Origin of the sequence: Demequina phytophila (assembly GCF_000971135.1) — a bacterium.
Taxonomy (GTDB): domain Bacteria; phylum Actinomycetota; class Actinomycetes; order Actinomycetales; family Demequinaceae; genus Demequina; species Demequina phytophila.
The window spans coordinates 331,843-356,245 of record NZ_BBLW01000003.1 but is presented as its reverse complement, the minus strand read 5'-3'; the positions used below and the strand labels follow the sequence as shown (position 1 = coordinate 356,245).

General features: G+C 72.7%; 25 protein-coding genes. 7 read left to right on the top strand and 18 right to left on the bottom strand.

Features of this window, described 5'->3' with window-relative positions; all coding sequences use genetic code 11:
* Positions 1–60 precede the first annotated feature (60 nt).
* Positions 61–666 (top strand): hypothetical protein, encoded by a 606-nt coding sequence (locus tag AOM01_RS14355; RefSeq protein WP_062290824.1) that lies wholly within the window; start codon positions 61–63, stop codon positions 664–666.
* Positions 663–1,808 carry a PrsW family intramembrane metalloprotease gene (locus tag AOM01_RS06700; RefSeq protein ID WP_062290821.1) on the top strand — a complete coding sequence of 382 codons (1,146 nt, stop codon included), beginning with the start codon at positions 663–665 and terminating at the stop codon, positions 1,806–1,808. The genes AOM01_RS14355 and AOM01_RS06700 overlap by 4 nt, the downstream gene beginning before the upstream one ends.
* A 30-nt stretch (positions 1,809–1,838) precedes the next feature.
* Here the strand turns inward: AOM01_RS06700 and AOM01_RS06695 are convergent, their stop codons facing one another.
* The gene (locus tag AOM01_RS06695; RefSeq protein WP_062290819.1) at positions 1,839–4,166 is read right to left on the bottom strand and encodes a heavy metal translocating P-type ATPase; all 2,328 of its coding nucleotides are present in this window, start codon (positions 4,164–4,166) and stop codon (positions 1,839–1,841) included.
* 9 nt (positions 4,167–4,175) lie between these two features.
* Complete coding sequence (locus AOM01_RS06690) at positions 4,176–4,595, bottom strand: heavy metal-responsive transcriptional regulator (protein WP_062290817.1); 420 nt, start codon at positions 4,593–4,595, stop codon at positions 4,176–4,178.
* 87 nt (positions 4,596–4,682) lie between these two features.
* Between AOM01_RS06690 and AOM01_RS06685 the strand changes: the two genes are divergently transcribed.
* Positions 4,683–5,384 (top strand): aspartate/glutamate racemase family protein, encoded by a 702-nt coding sequence (locus AOM01_RS06685; RefSeq protein WP_062290814.1) that lies wholly within the window; start codon positions 4,683–4,685, stop codon positions 5,382–5,384.
* A 16-nt stretch (positions 5,385–5,400) separates the two neighbouring features.
* Here AOM01_RS06685 and AOM01_RS06680 read toward each other — a convergent pair whose 3' ends face one another.
* A complete protein-coding gene (locus AOM01_RS06680) occupies positions 5,401–7,053 on the bottom strand; it encodes an amidohydrolase (protein WP_228374234.1) in 1,653 nt (550 codons plus the stop codon).
* On the bottom strand, positions 7,050–8,033 hold the full coding sequence (locus tag AOM01_RS06675; RefSeq protein ID WP_062290811.1) for a GNAT family N-acetyltransferase: 984 nt from the start codon (positions 8,031–8,033) through the stop codon (positions 7,050–7,052). The genes AOM01_RS06680 and AOM01_RS06675 overlap by 4 nt, the downstream gene beginning before the upstream one ends.
* 172 nt (positions 8,034–8,205) lie before the next feature.
* Here AOM01_RS06675 and AOM01_RS06670 point away from each other — a divergent pair, with 172 nt between their 5' ends.
* Together AOM01_RS06670 and AOM01_RS06665 are read left to right on the top strand one after the other, a co-directional pair.
* Positions 8,206–9,243, top strand: coding sequence for an LLM class flavin-dependent oxidoreductase (locus AOM01_RS06670; protein ID WP_062290808.1), 1,038 nt, complete (start codon positions 8,206–8,208; stop codon positions 9,241–9,243).
* A gap of 63 nt (positions 9,244–9,306) precedes the next feature.
* Positions 9,307–9,654 (top strand): hypothetical protein, encoded by a 348-nt coding sequence (locus AOM01_RS06665; RefSeq protein WP_062290805.1) that lies wholly within the window; start codon positions 9,307–9,309, stop codon positions 9,652–9,654.
* A gap of 31 nt (positions 9,655–9,685) precedes the next feature.
* Here the strand turns inward: AOM01_RS06665 and AOM01_RS06660 are convergent, their stop codons facing one another.
* Positions 9,686–11,056: an FAD-binding oxidoreductase gene (locus tag AOM01_RS06660; protein WP_062290803.1), complete on the bottom strand. Its 1,371-nt coding sequence runs from the start codon at positions 11,054–11,056 to the stop codon at positions 9,686–9,688.
* 147 nt (positions 11,057–11,203) lie between these two features.
* Here AOM01_RS06660 and AOM01_RS06655 point away from each other — a divergent pair, with 147 nt between their 5' ends.
* The gene (locus AOM01_RS06655) at positions 11,204–12,361 is read left to right on the top strand and encodes a helix-turn-helix transcriptional regulator (RefSeq protein WP_082110049.1); all 1,158 of its coding nucleotides are present in this window, start codon (positions 11,204–11,206) and stop codon (positions 12,359–12,361) included.
* A gap of 7 nt (positions 12,362–12,368) precedes the next feature.
* Here the strand turns inward: AOM01_RS06655 and AOM01_RS14820 are convergent, their stop codons facing one another.
* From AOM01_RS14820 to purS, 3 genes are read right to left on the bottom strand one after another with little or no spacing between them, the layout of a single operon-like run.
* Positions 12,369–13,163: an antibiotic biosynthesis monooxygenase gene (locus tag AOM01_RS14820; protein WP_369401548.1), complete on the bottom strand. Its 795-nt coding sequence runs from the start codon at positions 13,161–13,163 to the stop codon at positions 12,369–12,371.
* Positions 13,160–13,864 (bottom strand): phosphoribosylformylglycinamidine synthase subunit PurQ, encoded by a 705-nt coding sequence (gene purQ / locus AOM01_RS06645; protein WP_062290800.1) that lies wholly within the window; start codon positions 13,862–13,864, stop codon positions 13,160–13,162. The genes AOM01_RS14820 and purQ overlap by 4 nt, the downstream gene beginning before the upstream one ends.
* Positions 13,861–14,118: a phosphoribosylformylglycinamidine synthase subunit PurS gene (purS, locus tag AOM01_RS06640; protein ID WP_062290797.1), complete on the bottom strand. Its 258-nt coding sequence runs from the start codon at positions 14,116–14,118 to the stop codon at positions 13,861–13,863. Before purS ends, purQ begins: the two co-directional genes overlap by 4 nt.
* A gap of 65 nt (positions 14,119–14,183) precedes the next feature.
* Here purS and AOM01_RS06635 point away from each other — a divergent pair, with 65 nt between their 5' ends.
* Positions 14,184–14,891, top strand: a complete 708-nt coding sequence (locus AOM01_RS06635; RefSeq protein ID WP_062290795.1) for a trimeric intracellular cation channel family protein — start codon at positions 14,184–14,186, stop codon at positions 14,889–14,891.
* Positions 14,892–14,895: 4 nt separating this feature from the next.
* Here AOM01_RS06635 and AOM01_RS06630 read toward each other — a convergent pair whose 3' ends face one another.
* The 10 genes from AOM01_RS06630 to AOM01_RS06585 form a co-directional block, all read right to left on the bottom strand.
* Entirely contained in the window at positions 14,896–15,261 is a 366-nt protein-coding gene (locus tag AOM01_RS06630; protein WP_156155868.1) for a hypothetical protein, read from the bottom strand.
* Positions 15,262–15,395: 134 nt separating this feature from the next.
* Positions 15,396–15,869, bottom strand: coding sequence for a hypothetical protein (locus AOM01_RS06625; RefSeq protein ID WP_156155867.1), 474 nt, complete (start codon positions 15,867–15,869; stop codon positions 15,396–15,398).
* 56 nt (positions 15,870–15,925) lie between these two features.
* Positions 15,926–16,822, bottom strand: a complete 897-nt coding sequence (locus AOM01_RS06620; RefSeq protein ID WP_062290785.1) for a phosphoribosylaminoimidazolesuccinocarboxamide synthase — start codon at positions 16,820–16,822, stop codon at positions 15,926–15,928.
* Positions 16,822–18,084, bottom strand: coding sequence for a phosphoribosylamine--glycine ligase (gene purD / locus AOM01_RS06615; protein WP_062290782.1), 1,263 nt, complete (start codon positions 18,082–18,084; stop codon positions 16,822–16,824). The genes AOM01_RS06620 and purD overlap by 1 nt, the downstream gene beginning before the upstream one ends.
* 95 nt (positions 18,085–18,179) lie before the next feature.
* The gene (locus AOM01_RS06610; RefSeq protein WP_156155866.1) at positions 18,180–18,719 is read right to left on the bottom strand and encodes a hypothetical protein; all 540 of its coding nucleotides are present in this window, start codon (positions 18,717–18,719) and stop codon (positions 18,180–18,182) included.
* 312 nt (positions 18,720–19,031) lie between these two features.
* Positions 19,032–20,324: an adenylosuccinate synthase gene (locus tag AOM01_RS06605; RefSeq protein WP_062290776.1), complete on the bottom strand. Its 1,293-nt coding sequence runs from the start codon at positions 20,322–20,324 to the stop codon at positions 19,032–19,034.
* A gap of 124 nt (positions 20,325–20,448) precedes the next feature.
* Positions 20,449–21,468 (bottom strand): class II fructose-bisphosphate aldolase, encoded by a 1,020-nt coding sequence (gene fbaA, locus AOM01_RS06600; RefSeq protein ID WP_062290773.1) that lies wholly within the window; start codon positions 21,466–21,468, stop codon positions 20,449–20,451.
* Positions 21,469–21,622: 154 nt separating this feature from the next.
* Complete coding sequence (locus AOM01_RS06595; RefSeq protein WP_062291006.1) at positions 21,623–22,273, bottom strand: TrmH family RNA methyltransferase; 651 nt, start codon at positions 22,271–22,273, stop codon at positions 21,623–21,625.
* The gene (locus AOM01_RS06590; RefSeq protein WP_062290770.1) at positions 22,270–23,505 is read right to left on the bottom strand and encodes an ABC transporter permease; all 1,236 of its coding nucleotides are present in this window, start codon (positions 23,503–23,505) and stop codon (positions 22,270–22,272) included. The genes AOM01_RS06595 and AOM01_RS06590 overlap by 4 nt, the downstream gene beginning before the upstream one ends.
* A complete protein-coding gene (locus AOM01_RS06585) occupies positions 23,502–24,398 on the bottom strand; it encodes an ABC transporter ATP-binding protein (protein WP_062290767.1) in 897 nt (298 codons plus the stop codon). The genes AOM01_RS06590 and AOM01_RS06585 overlap by 4 nt, the downstream gene beginning before the upstream one ends.
* Positions 24,399–24,403: the final 5 nt, after the last annotated feature.

The window sequence follows — 24,403 nt, the reverse complement described above, 5'->3', positions numbered from 1 at the left end:
GCGGGCGGACGGGCGGTCACGCCCAGAGGCGGCGCCGGCCCGCGTGCTAGCGTCGCAAGCATGAGCAGCGGCGCCACGTCCGCCGCTGGGGCGGACCCCTCGGGCCAGGCCCAGCCGCTCTCCGTGCGGCTCATCGGGCGAGGCTCCCTCGCGGGCGCGCTCGTCATCCTCGCCGTCGCGCTGGCCTACGCGGTCGCGCTCCCCGCGGTCGCCCGCGAGATGTCCGCACCGGCGCCGCCGCGCGTGATCGACCTGGGCGGCGGCGCGACCGTCACCACCTCCGAGGACTGGTCCGTCTCCGCCTCGCACCCCGGCATCACCACCCTCACCCAGGCGGGCGCCCCGCTGTCGATCACGGCGCCGCACCCTTCCGAGCTGCACCCGGCGCAGGCCATCGAGACGGTGACCGATCAGTGGGTGGCGCACGCGCAGGAGGAGGGCCAGGGCATCGTCGCGCCCCAGCCGCGTGCCTTCACCACCGACGCGGGGGACGATGCCGCCACGGTCACCCTGCAGGAGCCGCTCCAGACCCGGCAGGCCTGGGTCGTGTCGAACGGCAGCGAGCAGGTGCTCGTGCTGCTCACGGCGCCGCCCGCCGCGTGGGAGAGCACCAACGCGTCCGCGCAGACGATCGTGCGATCGCTCACCTTCGGCGAGACGTCGTGACCGCTACGCCGCGCACGCGCGGGGGTCTCCCCCGCCCTCGCACCGCCACCTTCGTCGACGCGCGGTCGTGGGTCTTCTGGTGCTCGATCGCCCTCGCGATCGGCGCGTTCGCCCAGGTCGCACCGCTGATCCTCGAGTCCTTCGTGGCGAACCCCGCCTCGGGCGCGCTGTCGGCCGCGCTGTGGATCGCCTACGGCCTGGTCTTCGCCACCTCGGTGTACCTGCTCGAGCTGTACGAGCGCCGGCCTGTCGTCAACGTGCTCGGCGCGCTCGCGTGGGGCGCGGTCGTCGCCGTCGGGGTGTCGCGCATCGGCGGTCCCGCGATGCACACGATCGTGGGCGATTGGCTGGGGGAAGACTCGCCCTGGATCTCCGCGATCGCCGCGCCGCTCGTCGAGGAGCCGCTCAAGGCGCTCGGCATCGTGGCCCTCGCGCTGATCCCCGGTGCCCGGATCCGCACGGTCGCGGACGGCGCGTTCTACGGCGCCATGGTGGGGCTGGGGTTCCAGGTGGTCGAGGGGTTCCTCTACACCGCCCGCACCGCGGCACTCTCGGGCGACGCGATGGACATCGTGTGGCAGATGTTCGTGCTGCGCGGGATCGTGGCGGGGCTGTGGAGCCACGCCGCGTTCTCCGCGATCGCCGGCGCCGGGATCGCATTCTTCTTCGTGTCCACCGCAGCGACCTGGCGACGGTGGGGCGTGGCGATCGGCTCGCTGGCCGCGGCGATGATCCTCCACGGCTTCCTCAACTCACCGCTGATCCACGGCTCGCAGTTCACCGCGGCCCTCATCAAGGGCGTCCCGATCGTGATCGTGCTCGCGACCACGGTCCATGTGGGCCGTCTGCGCGAACGCGCCGTGTTCGCGCGCATGGCTCGCGTCACGGTGCCCGACTACCTGGTGAGCCCCGCGGACTTCGAGGGCCTCTCGACCCGCGGCCGTCGCCGCCACGCCCGCCACGACATGAACGACCGGCACGGCCCGCAAGCCGCCCGCGACCTCCACCGGCTTCAGCGGGCGCAGCTCGCGCTGCTGGTCGCGGCGCACACCGACGGGATGATCTCGGCGCGCGCCGCGGACGCTGCCGGACGTGTCACGCGCGCCCGGTCTGCGCTCGCGTGGTCGGTGGCGGGGCGCTGAGGCGCGCGCACCGCCCACCGCCACCGGCCGTCACCGCCTCTGGAAGCCCCGCAGCCGCAGCGAGTTCCCCACCACGAACAGGCTCGACGCGCCCATCGCCGCGGCGGCGATCATCGGGTCGAGCACGCCCATCGCCGCGAGCGGGATCGCCGCGACGTTGTACGCGAACGCCCACACGAGGTTGCCGCGGATGGTCGCGTAGGTGCGCCGCGACAGCGCGATCGCATCCGCCGCGGCGCGCGGGTCGCCGCCCACGACCGTGAGGTCGGAGGCCTCGCGTGCCACGTCCGCGCCGGTCCCGATCGCGATGCCCAGGTTGGCGCGCGCCAGCGCCGGGGCGTCGTTCACGCCGTCGCCGACCATCGCGACGCGATGCCCGCCCTCCTGCAGACCGACGATCACGTCCTCCTTGTCGCCCGGCAGCACCTCCGCGATGACGCGGTCGATCCCGAGCTCCGCGCCCACGGCCTCCGCGGCCCGCCGGTTGTCACCGGTGAGCAGCACCACCTCGACGCCGAGCGAGCGCAGCGCCTCGACGGCCTCCGGGGCGGTGTCCTTGATCCGGTCGCGCACCGCGATGGCGGCCTCCGCGACCAGCGCGGTCCGGGTGAGGGTGGACGATGCGCCGGCCGGGTCTCCCAGCAGGCCTCCACCGAGCGGGGCGGCACGTCCCGCGAACACCACGGTCTCGCCGCGCGACTCACGCGTGACGGCCCACTCCGACAGCTCGTCGGGCAGCGCGTCGAACAGCCGCCGCGAGCCCACGGTGACGTCCGCATTGGCACCGTCCGGGCCGGCGCCGCGCACGGTCGCGGTGACGCCCTGGCCGGGGGTGGACCGGAAGCCCTTGAGCGGGATCCGGCCCTCGCGCGCAGCCGCGATGGCGGCGGCCACGGGATGCTCGGACCGCGCCTCGACCGAGGCGACGGCGTCGAGCAGGGTGCCCGCCGCATCGTCCCCCAGACCGGGAGCGAAGGTGGACGTGACCTCCATGCGCCCCTCGGTCACGGTGCCGGTCTTGTCGAGCACCACGGTCTCGAGCGAGCGTGCGTCCTCGAGCGCCTGCGCGCCGCGGACCAGGATGCCCAGCTGCGCGCCGCGGCCGGTACCCACCATGATCGCGAGCGGCGTCGCGAGACCCATCGCGCACGGGCAGCTGATGATGAGGACCGCGACGGCGGCGGTGATCGCGGCGGCGACGTCGCCGGTCACGGCCACCCACGCCAGCGCCGTCACGAGCGCCACGCCGATCACCGCGGGCACGAAGATCGCCGAGACCCGGTCCGCGAGCCGCTGGATGCGGGCCTTGCCGGCCTGCGCCTCATCGACCATGCGGGCGATCTGCGCGAGCATGGTCTCCTCGCCCACGCGGGTCGCCTCGACGGTGAGCGCGCCGTCGGCGGCGATGGTCCCGCCCACCACCTCGGTGCCGGGGCGGGCCGCGACGGGCACGGGCTCGCCGGTGACCAGGCTGGCGTCGACTGCGGCGGAGCCCTCGACCACCAGGCCGTCGGTCGCGATCGCGTCGCCCGGACGTACCAGGAAGCGCATGCCGACGCCCAGGTCCTCTCGCGGGATCTCGGTGCCGTCCGCGAGGGTCACCGTCGGGCTCTGGCGCGCGCCGAGCGCCCGGATCGCGTCGCCCGCGCGTGCGGTCGAGCGCACCTCGAGCCACTTGCCCAGCAGGATGAGGCTCACGATCACGGCGCCGGTCTCGAAGTACACGTGGGCGTGGTCGGGGCCGGCGATCAGCGTCCACATCGACCACAGCCATGCCACGGACGTCCCCAGGCTCACCAAGGTGTCCATGGTGGTGGTGCGGTGCCGCGCGCCCTTCCACGCGGAGACGTGGAACGGCCACGCGGACCACCAGATCACGGGCGTCGCGAGGAGCGCCGCCCACCACTCCCAGCCCTCGAACTGCAGGGCCGGGACCATCGACACCAGCGCCACCGGGACGGCGAGAACGGCGGCGACCAGGAAGCGGCGACGGTAGTCGGCGATGCGGCGCTCGTCGTTGGCGGCCTGCGCGGCGGCCTCCTCCTCGCGGGTGGAGGGACGATGCTCGGGCTGGGGGCCGTCTGCGTCGCCCCCGGGGGTCGACGGCCGGGTGAGGACCTGGTAGCCGAGGCCGGTGATCGCGGCGCGCATGGCGGCCTCGAGGTCCTCGCGGTCGAGGGTGCCGTCGGGCAGCACGGTGGCGCGCCGGGTCGCGATGTTGACGGCCGCGGAACCCACGCCGGGCAGGATCGCGAGGCCCTTCTGGATGCCGGTGGCGCAGCCGGCGCAGGTCATGCCGCCCACGGCGAGGTCGATCGTGGGCTCGGCGGGTGTCTCGGGGGCCGTGTCGGTGCTCATGCGGGCAGGCTAGACCTTGCCCTCGGCGGGAAGGTCAAGCGCGAGCACCTGGCAGCGGTGCGGGTCCGTGCACTCCGCCGGGTCGAGCGCCTCCGCGCGGCGCGACAGCGCCGTGAGCTCCGCCTTCGCGGCGAGCAGGCTCGCGATCTGCGCGTCGATGTCCTTGAGGTGGCGCGCGACGGTGGCGCGGGAGTGCTCGCAGGTGCTCTCGCCGCGGTCCTTCATGTCGAGGATGTCGCCCGCCTCGGCGAGCGTGAGGCCCGAGGCCTGGGCGTCGCGCACGAACCTCAGGCGGTCGAGCGCCTCGTCGCCGTACTCGCGGTAGCCGTTGGTGCGGCGCTGCGGCTCGGGCAGCAGCCCGATGCTCTCGTAGTAGCGGACGGTCTTGGCGGTGACGCCCCCGAGGGAGGCGAGCTCTCCGATCTTCATCGTTACAGCGTAAGGGAAGGTTCGCCGGGTCGCCTAGGGGCCAAGGGCCCGCCCCGTGGCACCGATCGCCATGGCTAGGGTCGAGGCATGCGCACCTCTCCTCGACGCATCGGCCTGCTGGGCGGCATCACGTGGCACTCGACGCTGGTCTACGAGACGCTGCTGCACGAGGGCGTCGCGGAGACGCTGCCGGGCCGCACCGCGGACCTGGTGATCCGCCACTACGACTTCGGCGCCATCGCCGCAGCCCAGGAGGCGGGCGAGTGGGACGGTCTCGCGGCCACCTTCGGGCGCGACGCGCGCTGGCTGGTCGACGGCGGCGCGGAGGCGATCCTCATCTGCGCCAACACGATGCACGTCATCGCGGACGAGGTGGAGGCCGCCGCGCAGGTCCCGGTCATCAACGTGATCGACGAGACGGCCGCCGCGATCCGCGCGGCCGGGCTGTCGACGGTCGCGCTGCTCGGCACGGGCTTCACCATGCGGATGCCGTTCTACCGCGAGCGGCTCGCGGCGGGCGGCGTCGAGGCGCTCGTGCCCGACGAGCCCCGCCTCGCCGAGGTCCACTCCCTCATCTACGACAAGCTCGCGCGCGGCGTGGTGGAGGACGAGGGCCGCGCCCTCACGCGCAAGGCGACCGCGGAGCTGGTGGCGCGCGGCGCCGGCGGCGTGATCGCCGGCTGCACCGAGATCCCCATGGTGATGACCGCCGAGGACGTGGACGTGCCGTACTTCGACGCGCTCGCGCTGCACGCTCAGGCGGCCGTGCGGTTCGCGCTCGAGGACTGAGCGCGCGTCGCCGCGGTCACGCGCGCGCGACCACCTCGCCGCCCAGCACCGTCACCACGGTGCGCGTGGTCCAGATCTCCTCGGGATCGCCCGCGAACGGGTCGCGCGAGGCGACGCACAGGTCGGCCCGCGCGCCCACCTCGAGCACGCCCGAGCCGTCGAGCCCGAGCAATCGGTGGGAACCGGCGGTGTACGCGCGCAGCGCCTCCGCGAGCGTGAGAGCCTCGCCCGGGTTGAGCGGCGGCGCATCCGAGCGGGGCTCCCTGCGCGTCACCGCGGTGTGGATCGCCTGCCACGGGTCCGGGGTGGACACCGGCCAATCGGAGCCCATCGCGAGCGCCGCGCCCGCGCGCAGGAACGACCCGAACGGGTACTGCCACGCGGCGCGCCGCTCGCCCAGGATCGGCACGGTGAGCTCGGTCATCTGGGCCTCGTTGCGCGCCCACAGGGCCTGCGCGTTGACCGTGACCCCGAGCGTGGCGAGGCGCGGGATGTCCGCCGGGTCGACCACCTGGACGTGGGCGATGTGGTGGCGGCGTCGGCTGCGGTCGGCGGCGGGGATCGCCTCGACGGCGTCGAGCGCCTCGGTGACCGCCCGGTCGCCGATCGCATGGAAGTGCAGCGCGAATCCCGCGGCCGCGAGCGCGGCCGTCACGGCGGCGAGGACATCCCGGCCGAAGTACGCGATGCCGCGCCCGGTCGCGCCGTCGCGCGCGCAGTCGCAGCCGTCCTCCAGGTAGGGCTCGTGCATCGCGGCCGTGCGGTTCTCGGCCACGCCGTCGACCATGATCTTGGCGCTCGAGGTGTCGAAGCCGCGCGCGGCGTTCGCGTCGCGCCGCCTCACGAAGTCCTCGACGAGCGCCGGCACGCCCTCGACCGTGACGTCCCGCGGCACCCACAGCGCGCCCGACACCCGCGCCGCGAACGCGCCGGCCTCCAGCAGGTCGCCGTAGGCGTCCGAGGCGTCCCGGTGGCCGCCGTACTCCCCCACGATCGCCTCCTGCCACGCCGTCACCCCGTATCCCAGGAGGGACGATGCGGCGGCGGCCAATCCCGCCCGCGCGGCCTCCGCGGTCACGGGAGGGAGGGAGGGCTCGACCAGCGCCATGGCGCCCTCGTGGAGCGTGCCGGTCGGGTTCCCTGCCGCATCGCGTTCGATGCGGCCGTCCTCGGGATCCGGCGTCGAGGCGTCGATGCCCGCCGCACGCAGCGCCGCGGTATTGACCCAGGCACCGTGGTGGTCGGCGTTGACCAGGAACGCGGGCACGTCGCCGGTGGCGGCGTCGAGCGCCCGCGCGGTGGGCGTGCCGCCGACGTAGTCGGACATGTGCCAGCCGCCGCCGACGATCCACGGACCCTCGTGGCTCGCCGCATGCGCGGCCACCAGCGCGAGGCACGCCTCGGCCCCGTGCGCGCCGCTCACGTCGAGGCCGAGCATCTCGATGCCCGCCATCGCCGCATGGACGTGCGCATCGGCGAAGCCCGGGTGCACCAGGCCGCCGCGAGCGTCCACGACCAGGGCTCCCGCCGCATCGTCCCGCGCCGCCAGGCCGTCGCCCTCGCCCACCGCGGCGACGCGGCCGTTCACGGCGAGGACCGCATCCCCGGCAAGGAACATGCCGTCGGACCACGGCCGGCCGTTGCGGATCAGCACCGCGCCCACGCTCACCAGCCCACCACGTCCAGTGCCTCGGCGGCGGACTCGTCGGGGGACCGTCCGCTGTTGTCCACCACGGCGTCGTCGATCCCGAGGTCCTCGAGCTCGTCGCCCTGCTCGGCGGTGCGGGGCACGGCCCAGTCGAGCCAGCGTTCGGACGTCTCGCGTCGGCGCAGGCGGGCGACGCGTTCCTCGAGCGGCGCGGTCACGCGGACCACGGTGACGTCCGCGGGGCCGCCCGGCCCGGCGAGCGCGTGCGCGATGGCGTCGCGGTCGGCGGAGTCCTCGAGGATGCGCGGCATCACCAGCAGCCCGAAGCCGTGGCGCCGGTGCACCGGGGCGAGCGCCATCAGGCATTCGAGGAGCAGCGCCTGGTTAACCATGTCGTTCGGCGGGGACGGATACGCCTCGCACAGCGTGTCCGCGTCGACGAACACGGTGCGGGCGCCGCGCAGCGCGAGGGCGGTGTGAGCGGACTCCGCCACGGACGTCTTGCCCGCACCCATCGCGCCCGTGAGCACCAGGACGCGGAGGGGCAGGTCGAGCCCGTAGCAGATGGAGTCGGGCTCATCCTTGTACTCGCCGTAGCCCGGGATGCGGGTGTAGCCCAGGCGGTCGTAGAGAGCGAGCGCCTCGGGCTGCTCCGTGCCGGTCTCGAGCACGATGCGCGTGGCGCCGGCGCGTCGAGCGATCGCCTCGGCGGCGCCCATCATCACCTTGGAGTGGCCGTTGCCCCGGTGGCCCGGGCGCACGAACAGGCGCTTGAGCTCGATCGATCCGGCGCCGGTCGGGTAGGGCGACCAGCGCATGACGGCGCTCGCCACGGGCTCCCCGTCCTCGGCGTACCCCACCAGCGACGCGACGAGCGTCGGGAAGCGGGTCTCGAGCACCAGGTCGGGGCTGTCGTAGCGGCGTGCGAGGTCGGCCTGCTGCTCCGCCCACAGGGCGTGGGCGTCGGGGTCGTCGGCATCCACGCGGCGGACGGTGATCATGGGCTCAGGCTAGCGACCCGCACCCACTCCGTTCCGCACGGTCGCCGCCGCGACACGCGGAGGGTCCCGCGCGAGAATGGGCTGGATGGCGGCGTGTCGCGGGTGAGACCGTGCGGACCGAACCGCGGGCGGCGCGCAGTATTGTTGACACGTCAACATGAGGAGGCGTGGCGTGCGCAAAGTCGGGTTCCTGTCATTCGGATGGTGGTCGGCCGCGCCCGGCTCGAAGGTCCGCACCGCGTCCGACGCCATGCTCGACACCATCCGCCTCGCGGAGGCCGCCGAGGACGCGGGCATCGACGGCGCGTGGATCCGGGTCCACCACTTCGAGCAGTGCCTCGCGTCGCCGTTCCCGCTGCTGTCCGCGATGGGCGCGCGCACCGAGCGCATCGAGCTGGGCACCGGCGTCATCAACATGCGCTACGAGAACCCGCTGTACATGGCGGAGGCGGCCGCGACCGCCGACCTGGTCGCGGGCGGGAGGCTCCAGCTGGGCGTGTCCCGCGGCAGCCCGGAGCCCGCCGCGGACGGCCCCGCCACGTTCGGCTACCCGCTCGGCTTCGGCGACACCCCCGTGGAGGACGCCGCCCGCCGGATCGCGCGCTTCCGCGAGGCGATCGCCGGCGACGGGGTCGCCGAGCCCGGCCCCCGCGCGCACATCCGCGAGGGCGAGCTGCTCCCGATCCAGCCTCTCTCCCCCGGCCTCGCCGATCGCATCTGGTACGGCGCGGGCGGCATCGACTCGGCGCGCCGCACCGGCGAGCTGGGCATGCACCTCATGTCCTCGACGCTGGTGCTCGAGGCTACGGGCGAGCCGCTCGGGGTGGTCCAGGCGCGTCAGATCGAGGCGTTCCGCGACGGCTGGAGCGCGGGCGACCACCCTGGCACGCCCCGGGTATCCGTGTCGCGCAGCATCATGCCGATCGTCGACGACGCGTCCCACACCTACTTCCACCCGTACCTCGAGCGCGACCGCATGGGCGGCAACCGCGACCAGATCGGCGAGATCGACAACACGATCTCGACGTTCGGCAAGACGTACGTGGGCGACCTCGACAAGCTCGAGCGCGAGCTGCGCGAGGACCAGGCGGTGATGGAGTCCGACACGCTGCTGGTCACCGTGCCGAACCAGTTGGGCGCGGACTTCAACCACACGACGTTCCGCGCGCTCGCCGAGCTGCGCGACCGCCTCGCGCGCGTGGCGCTGTAGCCCGCCGGAGGGGCCGCCCCCGCGGCCATGGACCCAGGGACGACGCGCCGGTACAGTCGCCGCATGACCGCCTCGCTCGCGCGCTCATCACGGGTGCTCGCCGTGCTGAGCACCGTCATGCTCGCGGGCGGCGCGGCCTGGTTCACGATCGCGGCGTGGCCCACGGCTGACGCGGGAGCTCACCTGGTCATCGGGGCGTGCCTCGCGGCGGGGCTGGCCTGCTCGTTCGCGGCAGCCTTGCTGGTCCGCGACGGCCGTTGGACCTGGGCCGCCGTCGCGGCGCTCGTCGCGGTGGTGACCCCGACAGGCTTCGCGTACGTAGGCAACGCCGCGACGTTCGCGCTCGCGCTGTGCGCCGCGGTGATCGCGGTCCGGCTGCGCGACCGCCGCAGGGTCGCGCAGCCCGCCTGACCGTTGGAGACCGCGGCGTTCGGTGCCGCCGTCAGTCCACAGGGTGACCGGCCGCGAACATCCCGGCCGGGTCGTAGACGGCCTTGAGCTCGCGCAGGCGCGCGATCGCGCCGCGGAAGCCCCGCTTCCGGCTCACGCCACCGTCGATGAACGTCAGCGCGAGCGACGGCGCGTGCCAGTCGGCCATGGCCGCCACGAGCGCGTGCACCGCCCCGTGGGCGACGGGCGCGAGATCCGGGAACGGCACCATGGCGATGCCCGCGAGCAGGTAGTCGCCGGCGATCGAGCCGACCGCCCCGGCGCCGTCGGGCCTGCGCGCGGCGGCGCCTCCCACGTGACGCACCTCCGCGAAGGACAGGCCCGCGGTCGACATGGCCGCGGCGAGCCACGCGTCCACCGCGCTGCCGGCGAACGCCTCGAGCATCGCGCCCGCCGACATCGCCGGCGACGGCTCCGGCGGATCCATGTGCATGTGGACCAGATCGGCCGCCGGGATCCGCGCGAAGGTATCCATCTCGGGCGAAAGCGCGCGCAACGGCGCGATGATCCCGGCCGCGGCATCGTCCCCCTCGAGGACCACGCCGTCGATCACCACCACGCTGCGACCGGACAGGAAGGGCGGTAGCTCGGGCAGAGGCGGGAAGTGCATGATCCGTAGCGACGTCGAGACGCTCTCGGGCGCGGTGCCGGTCCACGCCGACCATGCGTGCGCCACCTCGACAGCGCGTGAGGCGTCCCACAGGAGCATGCCGGCGAACAGGTCGCCGTACGGCAGGAGCTCGATCTCGATCGACACGACGATGCCGAACGCGCCCGAGCCTCCGCGCACGGCCCAGAAGAGCTCCGAGTTCTCGCCGGCGCTGGCGCGCAACAGCCGCCCGTCGGCGGTGACGATCTGCACCGCGCGGACGGAGTTGACCGCGAGCCCGTGGGTCCGTGCGAAGAACGACAGCCCGCCGCTCAGGGAGTAGCCGACCACGCCGACGTCCCCGGCGCTGCCGTGCATCGCGGTGAGGCCGTGCGGCGCGGCCTGTGCGACCACGTCGTTCCACTGCGAGCCGCCGAGGACCCGCGCGGTACGCGCCTCGGGGTCGACGGTGACGCCCCGCAGGCCGGCGAGGCTGAGCAGGATCGCGTCGGACAGGTCGGAGTCCGCGAGCGCGCCGGCACCGTGGCCGGTGGACTGGGGCGCGACGCGGAGGCCCACCGATGCGGCGGCGCGCACGATGTCGACCACGTCCTCGGCGGACTCGGGCCGCGCGACCGCGAAGGGCCGCTGGTCGATCGCGCGGTTCCAGGGGAGCCTTGCGGACTCGTAGGCGGCGTCTCCCGGAAGGACGATGCGGTCACCGAGCAGGTCGGACAGCCGCGCGGTCGTGGCGAGGGATTGCTGGATGGTCATGATGGTTCCTTGGTGTGGGTGAAGCCGGTGGACGGCGACCAGCGTGCGCCGCCTCGCCGCCCCGGGGCTATCCCGCGGTCCAGGGATTTCCCACACCCCCAGAAATGTGGGATAGCGTGACGAATCGGACAGGCGCACACTCGTCTCATGCCGAGCCCCACGTCCGCCCAGCTCGCGCTGGGACGCGCACGCAGCGACATCGATGTCCTGTCACGCGCCGGCCTCCCGCTTCACCACTTCCTCGATGAGACCGCCGACGTCATCGAGCGCGCCCTCCCGATCGTCGGCGGATGCGTCGCGACGCTCGACCCGGCGACCGCGATGGTGTCCAACAGCTGGAAGTTCTCCGCCCTCGCGGGTCGCAACGAGGCCGACGTCCAGTGGGCGCAGATCGAGTACGGCGGCGGTGACCCCACCGCGATCCAGGCGATGGTGAGGCAGGGCACCGCGACGGTCGGCATGCACCACCTCACGCATGGCGCGGTCGAGTCCTCCGCCCGCATGGCCGAGGTGATGCTCCCTTACTACGACTTCCATGACGAGGCGCGGACCGTGCTTCGCGACCGCCACGGCGCCTGGGGTGCCGTGGCGGTGTTCCGCGGCAGCGATGACAGGCCGTTCGCCCCGGACGAGCTCGCGTTCCTCGCCGAGATGGCGCCGGCGTTCACCCGCGGCATCCGCGTGGGGATGCTCGCCCAGGTCGGGGCAATCAGGAGCGACTGCCCCACGGGTCCGGCCGTCATGATCGTGGACGGCCACGATCGCGTGGTCCAGGCGAGCGCGGGCGCGGCGACCCACCTCGAGCAGCTGGCGACCTCACCGACCGCGGGCGACCCGCTCTCGATGGTGCACGCGCTGGTCGGCGCCGCCCGGCGCCTCGCGCGAGGCGAGACGGATCAGACGCCGCGGGCGCGCGTGCGCACCAGCGAGGGCATCTGGCTGCTGCTGCACGCCTCGCCGCTCGGGGGAGCGGGCGACCGTGCCGGTGACGTGGTCATCACCATCGAGGAGGCACGCCCGCAGGAGGTGATCGACCTGGTGGCCGACGCGTTCGGCCTCTCGGCGCGCGAGAGGGACGTCACCGCCCACGTGCTCCGCGGCGCCGACACCAAGGAGATCGCCGCCGCGATGCACGTGTCGCCGTACACGGTGCAGGACCACCTCAAGTCGGTCTTCGACAAGGCGGGGGTGGCGAGCAGGCGCGAGCTGGTGTCGCGCGTCTACTTCGACCAGTACATGCCGGCCCGCCTCGTCGGCGGCACGGGCACGGTGGGATCCGCGGGCACGGTCGGCTCCGCGGCCTGAAGGCGCCCTAAGGCCGCGGGTCCGCCTCCGTGCGGACAAGCCTGAACCGCTCGCACACCACGGGCATGTTCGCGCTGAACCCCCGTGCGGAGTACCGGCGCCAGACGTCCTCGTGGACCGTGCGCCAGTACGCGAGCGTGCGGTCGCCCTCGCCCTCCGACGCGGCATGCTCCGCCGTGACCTGGTCGAAGGGCACCACCTCGACGCGGACGGCCTCGATCAGGGCCCGCGGCTGGCCCCGACCGTCGAGCACGATGCTCAGCGATCCGGCCTCGGGGACGGTCTCGCCCTCGTCCTCGTAGTCCTGGAGCGAGGACGCCGTACCCGTCTTCACCCCGGCGAGCACGAGTTCGAGCAGGCCGTCCGCCATGCCCGCGGTCCAGCCGAAGCACCACGCCTCGGGTTCCGCCTCCGGCAGCCCCGGCACCTGTTCGCGGCACCGCGCCCAGAACGCCGCGACCGCCTCGCGGTCCGCGTCGCTCGCCGTCTCGCCCCGGGCTCCGCCGTCGCCGGCCAGGTCATCGCCGTAGTGCAGCACGCTCGGCACGGGCGCGTAGAACGGGTGGAGCAGCGCACGCCACTCCTGATAGTCGGCCGAGCCGCGGAAGCCGACCTCGTGGTCCTCGAGGGTCTCCCACTCGACCGTCAGCAGGTACGTCGAGGGCTCCTCGACGCCGCGCCGCAGCGAGTGGGACAGGTAGCCCTGCTGGCGAGCGATGATGCGCTCCGCCGAGCGGAAGGCGCGCTCGAAGGCCCTCTCGAAGCCCTGCTTCACGGGCAGGACGACGGACTCGGTGATCACGCGTGCGCGAGCAGGCCCTTGATGGCCGAGGTGAAGAACGCGAGCCCGTCGACGCCGTTGCGGCCCGACTCGCGCGAGTCGGGGCCGAAGCCGGCCTCGACCGCGTGCTCCGGGTGCGGCATGAGGCCCACCACGTTGCCGCGCTCGTTGGTGATGCCGGCGATGTCGCGGCGCGAGCCGTTGGGGTTCCAGCCCACGTAGCGGAACGCGACGCGCCCCTCCGCCTCGAGGGCGTCGAGCGTGCGGTCGTCGGCGACGTACTGGCCGTCCTGGTTCTTGAGCGGGATGACGATCTCCTCGCCGTCCCGGTACTCCGTGGTCCAGGCGGTGTCCGCGTTCTCGACGCGCAGCGTCTGGTCGCGGCAGATGAACGCGCGGTGGTCGTTCTTGATCATCGAGCCGGGTAGCAGGTGCACCTCGGTGAGGACCTGGAAGCCGTTGCAGATGCCCAGCACCGGCATGCCGCCGCGGGCGGCGTCCACGACCTTCTCCATGATGGGCGCGAAGCGTGCGATGGCGCCGGCGCGGAGGTAGTCGCCGTAGCTGAAGCCGCCGGGCAGGACCACGGCATCCACGTCCTTGAGGTCGGCCTCGGAATGGAACAGCGACACGGCCTCGCCGCCGGCCAGGCGGACGGCGCGAGCGGCGTCGCGGTCGTCGAGCGTGCCGGGGAAGGTGACGACGCCGACCCGCGCGGTCACGCGGACTCCTGCGCGACCGTCACCTCGACGACGTCCTCGATGACGGGGTTGCTCAGCAGCGTCTCCGCGGCCTCGCGGACCTTGGCGAGGACCTCGTCGGTCACCTCGCCGTCCACGGTGAGCTCGAAGCGCTTGCCCTGACGGACCTGCGCGATGCCGTCGAATCCCAGACGGGGCAGGGCGGCGCCGACGGCCTTGCCCTGCGGGTCGAGGATCTCGGGCTTGGGCATGACGTGGACGAGGATCGTGGCCATGCCGTGGATTCTACCGGCGCGCGGAGGCCCGAGTACCCTTGAGCGCCGTCCGAACGGAGTCCGCCATGTCCAGCCTCATCGCCGCCGTCGATCCCGACGCGATCCTGGTGCACGCGCTCGGCACCCTGCGCGTGGTCCTCGAGTACCTGGGGACGGTCGCGTTCGCCATCTCGGGCGCCGTCGCGGCGAGCCGCCGGCGCATGGACCTGGTGGGCGCGGTGGTCCTGGCGAGCCTTGTCGCCGTGGGCGGGGGGACGATGCGCGACCTCCTTCTCCGCCAGCCCGTCTTCTGGATCGAGAACCCCACGCTGGTCCTGGTCGCCATCGCGACGGCACTCGCCATCGCGCCGTTCGCGCGCAGACGCGACCTGGGCGCTCTCGCCCGCCACCGCATCGTCGAGTACTCGGACGCCGCGGGCCTCGCGATCTTCGTGGTCATCGGCACCGGCATCGCGCTCGATGCGGGCGCGAACCCCGTCGCGGCCATGATCGTGGGCGTCGCCAACGGCGTGGGCGGCGGCATCCTGCGCGACCTGTTCTCCGCGCAGGTGCCGGAGGTGTTCTGGAACGGCCAGCTCTACGCCACCGCGGCGCTCGGTGGGGCGTTCACCCTGTGGGCGCTGTGGGCTCTCGGCATGGCACCGCTGGTGGTGTTCTGGGTGCCGCTGCTGGTCATCCTGGCGTTGCGCGCGCTGTCGCTCACGCGCGGCTGGGGCGTACCCACCGTCGCGGTGGTGCAGAAGCGCGAGCTGCAGACCGAGAGCCACGCCTAGAGGCTCAGCACACCCACGAGTAGCGGATCTCCGTGGTCGTGAGCCACGTGGCGAGGTCTCCGCTGTCGGACACCCAGTACGCGAACCCGCCCTCGAAGACCGTGAGCGTCCCCACGTCGTCGCCCGGCCCGGGTGCCGCCACCGCGGGAAGGACCAGGCGCATCGTCCCCCCGCCCATCCCGCCGGACGATGCGACGGCCGGGACCTCCGGGAGGTCGCCTTCGTTGGTGGGCCGGAAGGGATACCAGGTGATCCCCTCGTGCTCGATGGGCTCGGTGCCGCACGCCGGGTAGCCCGGCACGTCCGCATAGCTCGCGACGTACGCGCCGGGGATGCCGAGGTCGAGCCCCTCGCCGTGGTCCTCGATCACGAGGACCTGACTTGGGGTCGGGCTCGGCGAGGCGGTGGCGCCCGTCGTGGGAGTGCGAGACGACGCACCGACCGACCCCGGCGCCGCGCAGCCCGCCAGCGCCAGAAGCGCGGCCAAGACCACCGCCGCGCGCGTCACGCGCAGCCCTCGATGATCCATGCCGCGTCGGCCTCGAGCGTGGTCAGCTCGATGGTCCAGCGTCCGCCGTACACGTGGAACACGGCGGAGTCGTCATCCACCTGCTCGAAGGTGCCGCGCGTCACGAGCATGTGCTCGTTGGTGAAGGTCGGTCCCGGCTGCGGAATCCCCCACTGGCTCTCGTCCAGCACCCACGGGGTCGGGCCCGCGTAGTCGTCACCTGCGAGCTCGGTGTCACCCTCGTACACGCCGGTCGGGTACCAGACGACCCCGTCGAACTCCTGCTGACCGACGCCGCAGTGGGTGGAGTAGAGGTCCTCGCCGCCAGTCCACGTGAGCGACGCCGAGGGGGAGGCCGAGACCGCCGGCGTCTCACCACCGGACCTCGGCGAGGCGCAGGCGCTCAGCAGCGTGCCGAGCACCAACGCACCCACCACGGCCACGGCCGCGACCACAGGTATCCGTCCCATGCTGGTAGGACGCATGCCGTCGGGGTTTCGTTGGGTCGGTTCCTGGTGCCGCGCCGTCAGTGCTTCGCCAACCGGTCGAACGCCTCGACATAGCGGGCGCGCGTGCGCTCCACCACGTCGGCGGGAAGCGCGGGCGGCGGGACGTCCGCCTGCTTGTCCCATCCCGACTCGGCCGAGGTCAGCCAGTCGCGCACGAACTGCTTGTCGTAGCTGGGCTGCGCGTGGCCAGGCTCCCACTCGTCGGCGGGCCAGAAGCGGCTCGAGTCGGGGGTGAGGACCTCGTCGCCGAGGATGATCGCGCCCGAGCCGTCGCGGCCGAACTCGAACTTGGTGTCCGCGAGGATGATGCCCTTCGCGGCGGCGATCTCGTGTGCCCGCACGTAGAGCGCGATCGTGAGGTCGCGCAGCGCCTCCGCGTCCTCGCGTCCGATCAGCGCGACCACGGCGTCGAAGTCGACGTTCTCGTCGTGCTCGCCCACCTCGGCCTTGGTGGCCGGGGTGAAGATCGGTTCGGGCAGGCGCGAGCCGTCGACCAGGCCGGCCGGCAGCGGGATGCCGCAGACGGTGCCGCTCGTGTTGTACTCCACCAGGCCGGAGCCGGTGAGGTAGCCGCGGGCGACGCACTCGACGGGGAACATGTTCAGGCGCTTGCACACCATCGCGCGACCCTCGACCTCGGCCGGCACGGGCGCCTCGACGGTGTGGTTCGCGACGATGTCGAGCACCTGGTCGAACCACCAGAGGCTGAGCCCGGTGAGGATGCCGCCCTTGCCGGGGATCTCGGTGGGAAGCACCCAGTCGTAGGCGCTGATGCGGTCCGACGCGACCACGAGGACCACGTCGCCGCGCGGGTGCGGCGTGGCGGGTTCGTAGAGGTCGCGAACCTTGCCGGAGTAGACGTGCCGCCAGCCCTCGAGCTCGAGGTGCGCGGGCGGGGTGGCGTGGCCGGGCATCAGGCCTCCTCGGCGGCCTTCGCCGCGATGTCGCGTCGGTGGTGGCTTCCCGGGAGAACGATGCGGTCCACCCCCGCGTACGCACGCTCGCGCGCCTCGGTGAGGGTCGCGCCGAGCGCCGTCACGGACAGGACGCGGCCGCCGTTGCTCAGCAGGGTGCCGTCCGCGTCGAGCGCGGTGCCGGCGTGGAGCACGTGAACCGTCTCGACCTGCTCGGCCTCGTCGATGCCGGTGATGGGATCGCCCTTCCGAGGGTCCGCCGGGTAGTTCTCCGCCGCGACGACCACGGTGACCGCGGCATCGTCCCTCCACTCGAGCGGGTCGATCTCCGCGAGGCGGCCCTGCGCGGCGGCCATGAGGACGCCGGCGAGCGGGGTCGCGAGGCGCGCGAGGACCACCTGGGTCTCCGGGTCGCCGAAGCGGGCGTTGAACTCGACCACGCGCGTGCCCTTGGAGGTCAGCGCGAGGCCGCAGTAGAGGACGCCGATGAACGGCGTGCCGCGGCGGGCCATCTCGTCGACGGTGGGCTGGGCGACGTCGCGGACCACCTCCGCCACGAGGCCCTCGGGGGCCCACGGGAGCGGGCTGTAGGCGCCCATGCCGCCGGTGTTGGGGCCGGCGTCGGCGTCGTAGGCGCGCTTGAAGTCCTGCGCGGGCTGGAGCGGGACCACGGTGGTGCCGTCGCACAGGCAGAACAGGCTGACCTCGGGGCCGTCGAGGAAGTCCTCGACCACCACGACGCCGCCCGCGGCGAGGATGGCCTCGCCGTGCGCGAGCGCCTCGGCGCGGTCGCTCGTGACCACCACGCCCTTGCCGGCGGCGAGGCCGTCGTCCTTGACCACGTGCGGCGCGCCGAACGCGTCGAACGCTTCCTCGAGCTGCGCGGTGGTGGTGCAGACGCGCGGCTCGGCGGTCGGGACGTTCGCGGCGGCCATGACCTCCTTCGCGAAGGCCTTGGAGCCTTCGAGCATCGCGGCCTGGCCGCTGGGCCCGAACACGGGGATGCCGGTGGCGCGGACCGCGTCGGCGACGCCGGCGACCAGTGGCGCCTCGGGGCCGACCACCACGAGGTCGGCCTTGAGCTGGCTCGCGAGCGAGGCGACGGCGACGGGGTTGGTCGCGTCGACGCCGTGCAGCGTCGCGACGTCCGCGATGCCCGGGTTGCCCGGGGCGGCGTGCAGCTGCGTGACGGCGGGGTCGAGGGACAGGGCGCGGGCGAGGGCGTGCTCGCGCGCGCCGGTGCCGACGAGAAGGATGATCACGCGAGCGAGTCTAGGCGGTGCGCGAGCGGGGGCGGGGTCCGCGCGAGGTTGAGGGCCGCGTCCGGGGAAGGACGCGGCCCTCGGTTGGGGGAACCTCAGGAGCTCGGGCTGAGGATCTGCATGTCCAGGTGGATGGCGTAGTAGTTCGAGCACTTCGGGTCGTACGGAACGGTCACGCCGACGTAGCGGTTGTTGATGGCCGTGCCCTTGTAGGCGAACTTGCCGGGCGGCGGATTCTTGATCGCGCCCGGGTCCTGCGTCCAGTAGCCGACCTTCACCGACTCGCCGCCGACGATGTAGGCGCCGTCACCGTACGGTCCGTCGAGGATCACCCAGATGGTGATCTTCCCCTTGATGCCACTCGGCGCGAAGTACGCGTGACCCACCAGGTAGTGCTGGCCGGCGTAGATCGGCGTGGACTCCCACGGTTCGGAACCGGGCTTGGCCTGCAACTTGTAGTACATCGCCCAGTTGTTGCCCGCGAAGTCCGCACCTGACGCCCAGGCGCTCTCGCCTTGCCAGGTGCAGGTGTAGCTGCAGGTCGAGGCGGTCGGACCTTCGTCCGCGGATGCCGCCGTCGCGGGGACCCCGATCGCCAGTGCAGCGGCAAAAAGGGTCGCAAGAATCTTCCTCATCGAAGTACCCCCCAGAGATGTCGCGTGGCCCCCCTCTGAAGCCCGCGGGGATCCTGTCCCGTTTCGGACGCTATATCCCTTTTGTCGCGAATGCAATCGCAACGTTGCGACTTTGTTTCGCTTGGCTCACTGCAAGTTGCATGGAACCTGCGCGGTGGCGCGCCGCGACCAGGTTCCACACGTGAGGCGGGGTGGGAGCGGTCTTGCCATGCAACCGGCGGCGCGTTCCTCGAGGAACGCGCCGCCAATCGCAGAAAGCGTGTGGAACGTGGTCGGCGGACCGCCGCCTCGCAGACCGTTCCGCCAGGGACCTCAGCGCGCGTGGAGCAGGTCGTTGATCTGGATGATCTCGTCGCGGCCGGGGCCCACGCCGATGGTCGAGATGCGGCAGCCCGAGAGCTCCTCGACCGCCTTGACGTAGTCCTGCGCGGCACCCGGGAGGTCGGAGAACTCGCGGGCGCCCGAGATGTCCTCGTCCCAACCGGGGAAGGTCTCGTAGACCGGCTCGGCCGCGGAGAAGGCCGCCTGGTCCAAGGGCAGATCCTGGTGGCGGACCCCGTTGACGTCGTAGCTCACGCACACCGGGATCTCCTCGATGCCGGTGAGCACGTCGAGCTTGGTCAGCACGATGTCGGTGAGGCCGTTGATGCGCGATGCGTAGCGCGTGATGACCGAGTCGTACCAGCCGCACCGGCGCGGGCGGCCGGTGGTGGTGCCGAACTCGTGGCCCACGTCGCGCAGGCGGTCGCCCCACTTGTCGAGCAGCTCGGTGGGCATCGGGCCCTCGCCCACGCGGGTGGTGTAGGCCTTCGCGATGCCGATCACGGAGTCGATGCGGGTGGGACCCACGCCGGAGCCGGTGCAGGCACCGCCGGCGGTCGCCGAGGACGAGGTGACGAACGGGTACGTGCCGTGGTCCACGTCGAGCATGGTCGCCTGGCCGCCCTCGAACAGGACGTTCTGGCCCTCGTCGAGCGCGCCGTTGAGCACCAGCGAGGTGTCCGTGACGTGCGGCGCGAGGCGGTCACGGTACGCGAGCAGCTCGTCGGCGACCTCGTCGACGGTGATCGCGCGACGGTTGTAGACCTTCACGAGCATGTGGTTCTTGGCGACCAGCGAGCCCTCGATCTTGTCGCGCAGCACCGTCTCGTCGAACAGGTCGCCCACGCGGATGCCCAGGCGGTTGATCTTGTCGGCGTACGCGGGGCCGATGCCGCGGCCGGTGGTGCCGATCTTGCGCTTGCCCAGGAACCGCTCGGTGACGTTGTCGAGGGTGCGCGCGTACGGCGCGATGATGTGGGCGGCGTTCGACACGAGCAGGTCGGACGTGTCGACCCCGCGCTCGTTGAGCGCGTCGAGCTCCTGGAACAGCACGCGCAGGTCGATGACCACGCCGTTGCCGATCACGGGCGTGCAGCCCGGCGTGAGGATGCCCGACGGCAGCAGGTGCAGCGCGAACTTCTGGTCGCCGATCACCACCGTGTGGCCGGCGTTGTTGCCGCCGTTGAACTTCACCACATAGTCGACTCGCGACCCGAGAAGATCGGTCGCCTTCCCCTTGCCCTCGTCGCCCCACTGGGCGCCGACGATCACTGCTCCGGGCATCGTTCCCCCTCCCTCACCCCGGTGCATGCCGGGGGCTTGGATCCGCGCCCCTAGGGCCCGGACGTACGCGAGCCCCGATCAGTCGGTCCGACCGATCGGGGCTCGCGCCTGCCGAATCTCGGACTTAGATCTTGCGGCCGGCCGAACCGAGCTGCTGGCACGCCTCGACCACACGGGCGGCCATGCCGGCCTCGGCGAGCTTGCCCCAGGCGCGCGGGTCGTAGGCCTTCTTGTTGCCCCACTCGCCGTCGACCTTGAGGACGCCGTCGTAGTTCTTCATCATGTGGTCGACCACGGGACGCGTGTACGCGTACTGGGTGTCGGTGTCGATGTTCATCTTGATGACGCCGTGCGAGACCGCCGTCGCGATCTCCTCGGCGGTCGAGCCGGAACCACCGTGGAACACGAGGTCGAACGGCTTGTCCTTGCCGAACTTGGCGGCGGCGGCGGACTGGATGTCGCCGAGGATCTCGGGACGCAGCTTGACGGCGCCCGGCTTGTACGCGCCGTGCACGTTGCCGAACGTCATGGCCGTCATGTAGCGGCCCTTCTCACCGAGGCCGAGGCGCTCGATGGTGGCGATGCCGTCCTCGGGGGTCGAGTAGAGCTTGTCGTTGACCTCGGCCGAGTGGCCGTCCTCCTCGCCGCCCACGACGCCGATCTCGATCTCGAGGATCGTGTCGGCAGCCTGCGACAGCTCGAGGAGCTCCTCGGCGATCTGGAGGTTCTCCTCCATCGGCACGGACGAGCCGTCCCACATGTGCGAGTTGAAGATCGGGCCCTTGCCCGCGGCGATCGACTCGGCCTCGAGCTTGAGCAGCGGCTTCAGCCACTCCTCGAGGTAGACCTTGTGGCAGTGGTCGGTGTGGAGCGCGATGGTGACGCCGTACTTCTCCGCGACCACGCGGGCGTAGGCGGCGAGCGCGAGCGAACCGACGACCGCGTCCTTGATGGTCGAGCCGGAGGCGTACTGGCCACCGCCCACCGACACCTGGATGATGCCGTCGGACTCGGCCTCCGCGAAGCCCTGGATGGCGGCGGTGACGGACGACGACGACGTGATGTTGATCGCGGGGAACGCGTAGCCGCCGGCCTTGGCGGCGTCCAGCATCGCGGCGTAGGACTCGGTGGTGGCGATAGCCATGGGTAACTCCTGAGCTTGTGCGGATGGAACCGCGGTCCATTCTGTCAGATAACGCAGGTACCTGTGCGGCTAAGGTCCCGGCAGTCCGGGGCCGTCCGGGCAGGTAGGGACGATGCGGCGGCCGGGTTCGTGCCGACGCCGCGGAGTGCACGGCTCACCCCTCGTGGCCGGCCGCGATATCGCCGTGCTGCGCGACCCACGCATGCATGGCGATCGCGGCCGCGGCGCCGGCGTTGATCGAGCGCGTCGACCCGTACTGCGCGATCGCGAGCGTGTCCGTCGCGACCTCGCGCACCGCGTCGGAGAGCCCCACGGACTCCTGCCCGAACACCAGCACGCACGCCCGTGGCAGCGCGTACGTCTCGAGCGGCACGGAGCCCGGCAGGTTGTCGATCCCGATCACGGGCAGGCCCTCCGCGACGGCCCAGCCAGCGAGGTCCTCGACGGTCGGGTGGTGGCGGATGTGCTGGTACCGGTCCGTCACCATCGCGCCGCGGCGGTTCCAGCGGCGGTTGCCCACGATGTGCACCTCGCGCGCGAGGAAGGCGTTGGCGGTCCGCACCACGGAGCCGATGTTGAGGTCGTGCTGCCAGTTCTCGATAGCGACGTGGAAGGGATGACGCCGCGCGTCGAGGTCCGCGACGATCGCCTCGTGACGCCAGTAGCGGTAGCGGTCGACGACGTTGCGGCGGTCGCCGTGCGCGAGCAGCTCCGGGTCGAGCCGCGGGTCCTCTGGCCACACGCCCTCCCACGGACCGAGCCCGCGCAGCGGCTCCTGGTCGCCCGTCTCAGCGGTGCCGCTCACGCGCGCCCGCCGGCCGCCCACGCGCCGCCCAGCCTGGTGCGCGCGGAGGTGTTGAGCACCGATCCCGCGTAGAGCCGCGCCCCCACTGCGACGAGCGCGACGGCGGTGGCGGCGACGATGCCCATCGCGACCCACGGCTCCCACGCCGCGGCATCGCCGGTCGCGAGTCGCGCGGGCATCATGAGCGGCGCGGTGAGCGGGAAGTACGAGAGGGCGACGCGACCCGGCCCCTCGTCCCGGATGAGGATCGCCGCGAAGAACGGCGCCATGACGGCAAGCTGCATGTACAGGGTGGTCGACTGCAGGTCCTCGACGCGCGCGGCGAGCGATCCGGCGACGGCCCACAGGCACGCGAGCATGAGGAAGCCGAGCACGAAGAACGCGAGGAACCACCCGCTCACCGACAGCACCTGCGCGACGATCTCCCCCTGCCCCATGGCGCTCGCGCCCAACAGGCCCGCGCCGACGATGAGCAGCACCTGCGCGAAGGCCATGACCGTGTTGCCGAGGACCTTGCCCGCGAGGAGCCAGCGGATCGGCACCGCGGCGACCAGGATCTCGACCACGCGCGAGGACTTCTCCTCGACCACGGACTGCGCGATCGCGATACCGAAGGTGAGCACCGTGAAGTAGAAGAGGAAGCCGAAGATTACGATCACCAGCTCGGGAGGCACGGGCTGCTCCGGCTTGGGCTCCAGCAGGTCGACGCGCGGCGGTGTGGGCGCGGTCAGATCGGCCAGCTGCTCGGCGGACAGACCCGCCGCCGACGCGACGGCCTGGGTGGTCACCAGCGACGATGCGGCGGCGAGGAGCTCCTCGAGGTCGCCGGGCACGTCCTCGAGCGCGGTGATGATGACGGTCCCGTCCGCGTCGACGCTCAGCGCGACGTCGACGTCCCGCGCGAGCGCCTCCTCGACGGCGCTGACGCTCGGATCGGACGGGGCACCGGCGGCCGGGTCCTCGATCGGTCCGACCGTGATGTCCGCGGAGGGCAGGCCGGGCACGCCGGCGGCGCCCAGCGTCGCGGCCGTCTCGGCGACCGGCCGCGCCGCGTCGTCGGCGGCCACGGTGTACTCCGGGGTGTCGCCCTCGATCAGGGCGGGCACCGCGACGGCGAGCACGATCACCGCGATGAAGACGGCGGTCGACGCGAGGAAGCCCTTGTCGCGGAGCTTGACAGCGATCTCGCGGCCGGCGACCAGCCGGACCAGGGCGGTGCGGGACGTGGTCATCGGACCACCTCCGCGAAGAGGTCGGCGAGCGAGGGCAGCGTGCGGGAGAAGTGCGCGACGGGTCCCGCCGCCTGGGCGGCGGCGAGCAGCGCCTGCGGGTCCGCCGTCTCGTCGAGGTCGACGAGCGTGCCGGCAGCTCCGGCATCGATCACCGTCATGCCCGCGAGCGCGGGCCGCCACGCGGGCGCGCCGCCCACCTCGACCCGGTAGCGGCGACCGGCCCGCTCCTCGCGCAACGCGCGCGCGGCGCCCGCGGCGACCACCCGGCCCTGATGGATGAGGACGAGGTCGTCGCACAGGCGCTCGACCAGGTCGAGCTGGTGGCTCGAGAACAGCACGGGCACACCGGCGTCCGCACGCTCGCGCAGCCGCTCCGCCATCGCGTCCATCGCGATCGGGTCGAGGCCCGAGAACGGCTCGTCGAGGATCAGCAGGTCGGGCTCGTGGATGAGAGCGGCAGCGACCTGGACGCGCTGCTGGTTGCCCAGCGACAGCGTGTGCAGCATGTCGTCGCGTCGGTCGGTCAGGCCGAGCGCCTCGAGCAGCCCGTCCGCCCGGTCCTGCGCCTGGTCCTTCGCGACACCCAGGATGCGCGCGAGGTAGACGAGCTGCTCGGCGACCTTCATCTTGGGGTACAGCCCGCGTTCCTCGGGCATGTAGCCGATGCGGCGACGCACTTCGAGCGTCATGGGCCGTCCGCCGAACGCGATCTCGCCGGCATCGGGCGCGAGCACCCCGACGATCGCGCGCATGGTGGTGGTCTTGCCCGCACCGTTCGCGCCCACGAAGCCCGTGAGCCGACCGGGCCGCACCTCGAATCCGACCTGATCGAGCGCGGTGCGGTCGCCGAACGCATGGGTGAGACCGGTGATCTGGAGAGAGGGCGAGGTCACCCGCC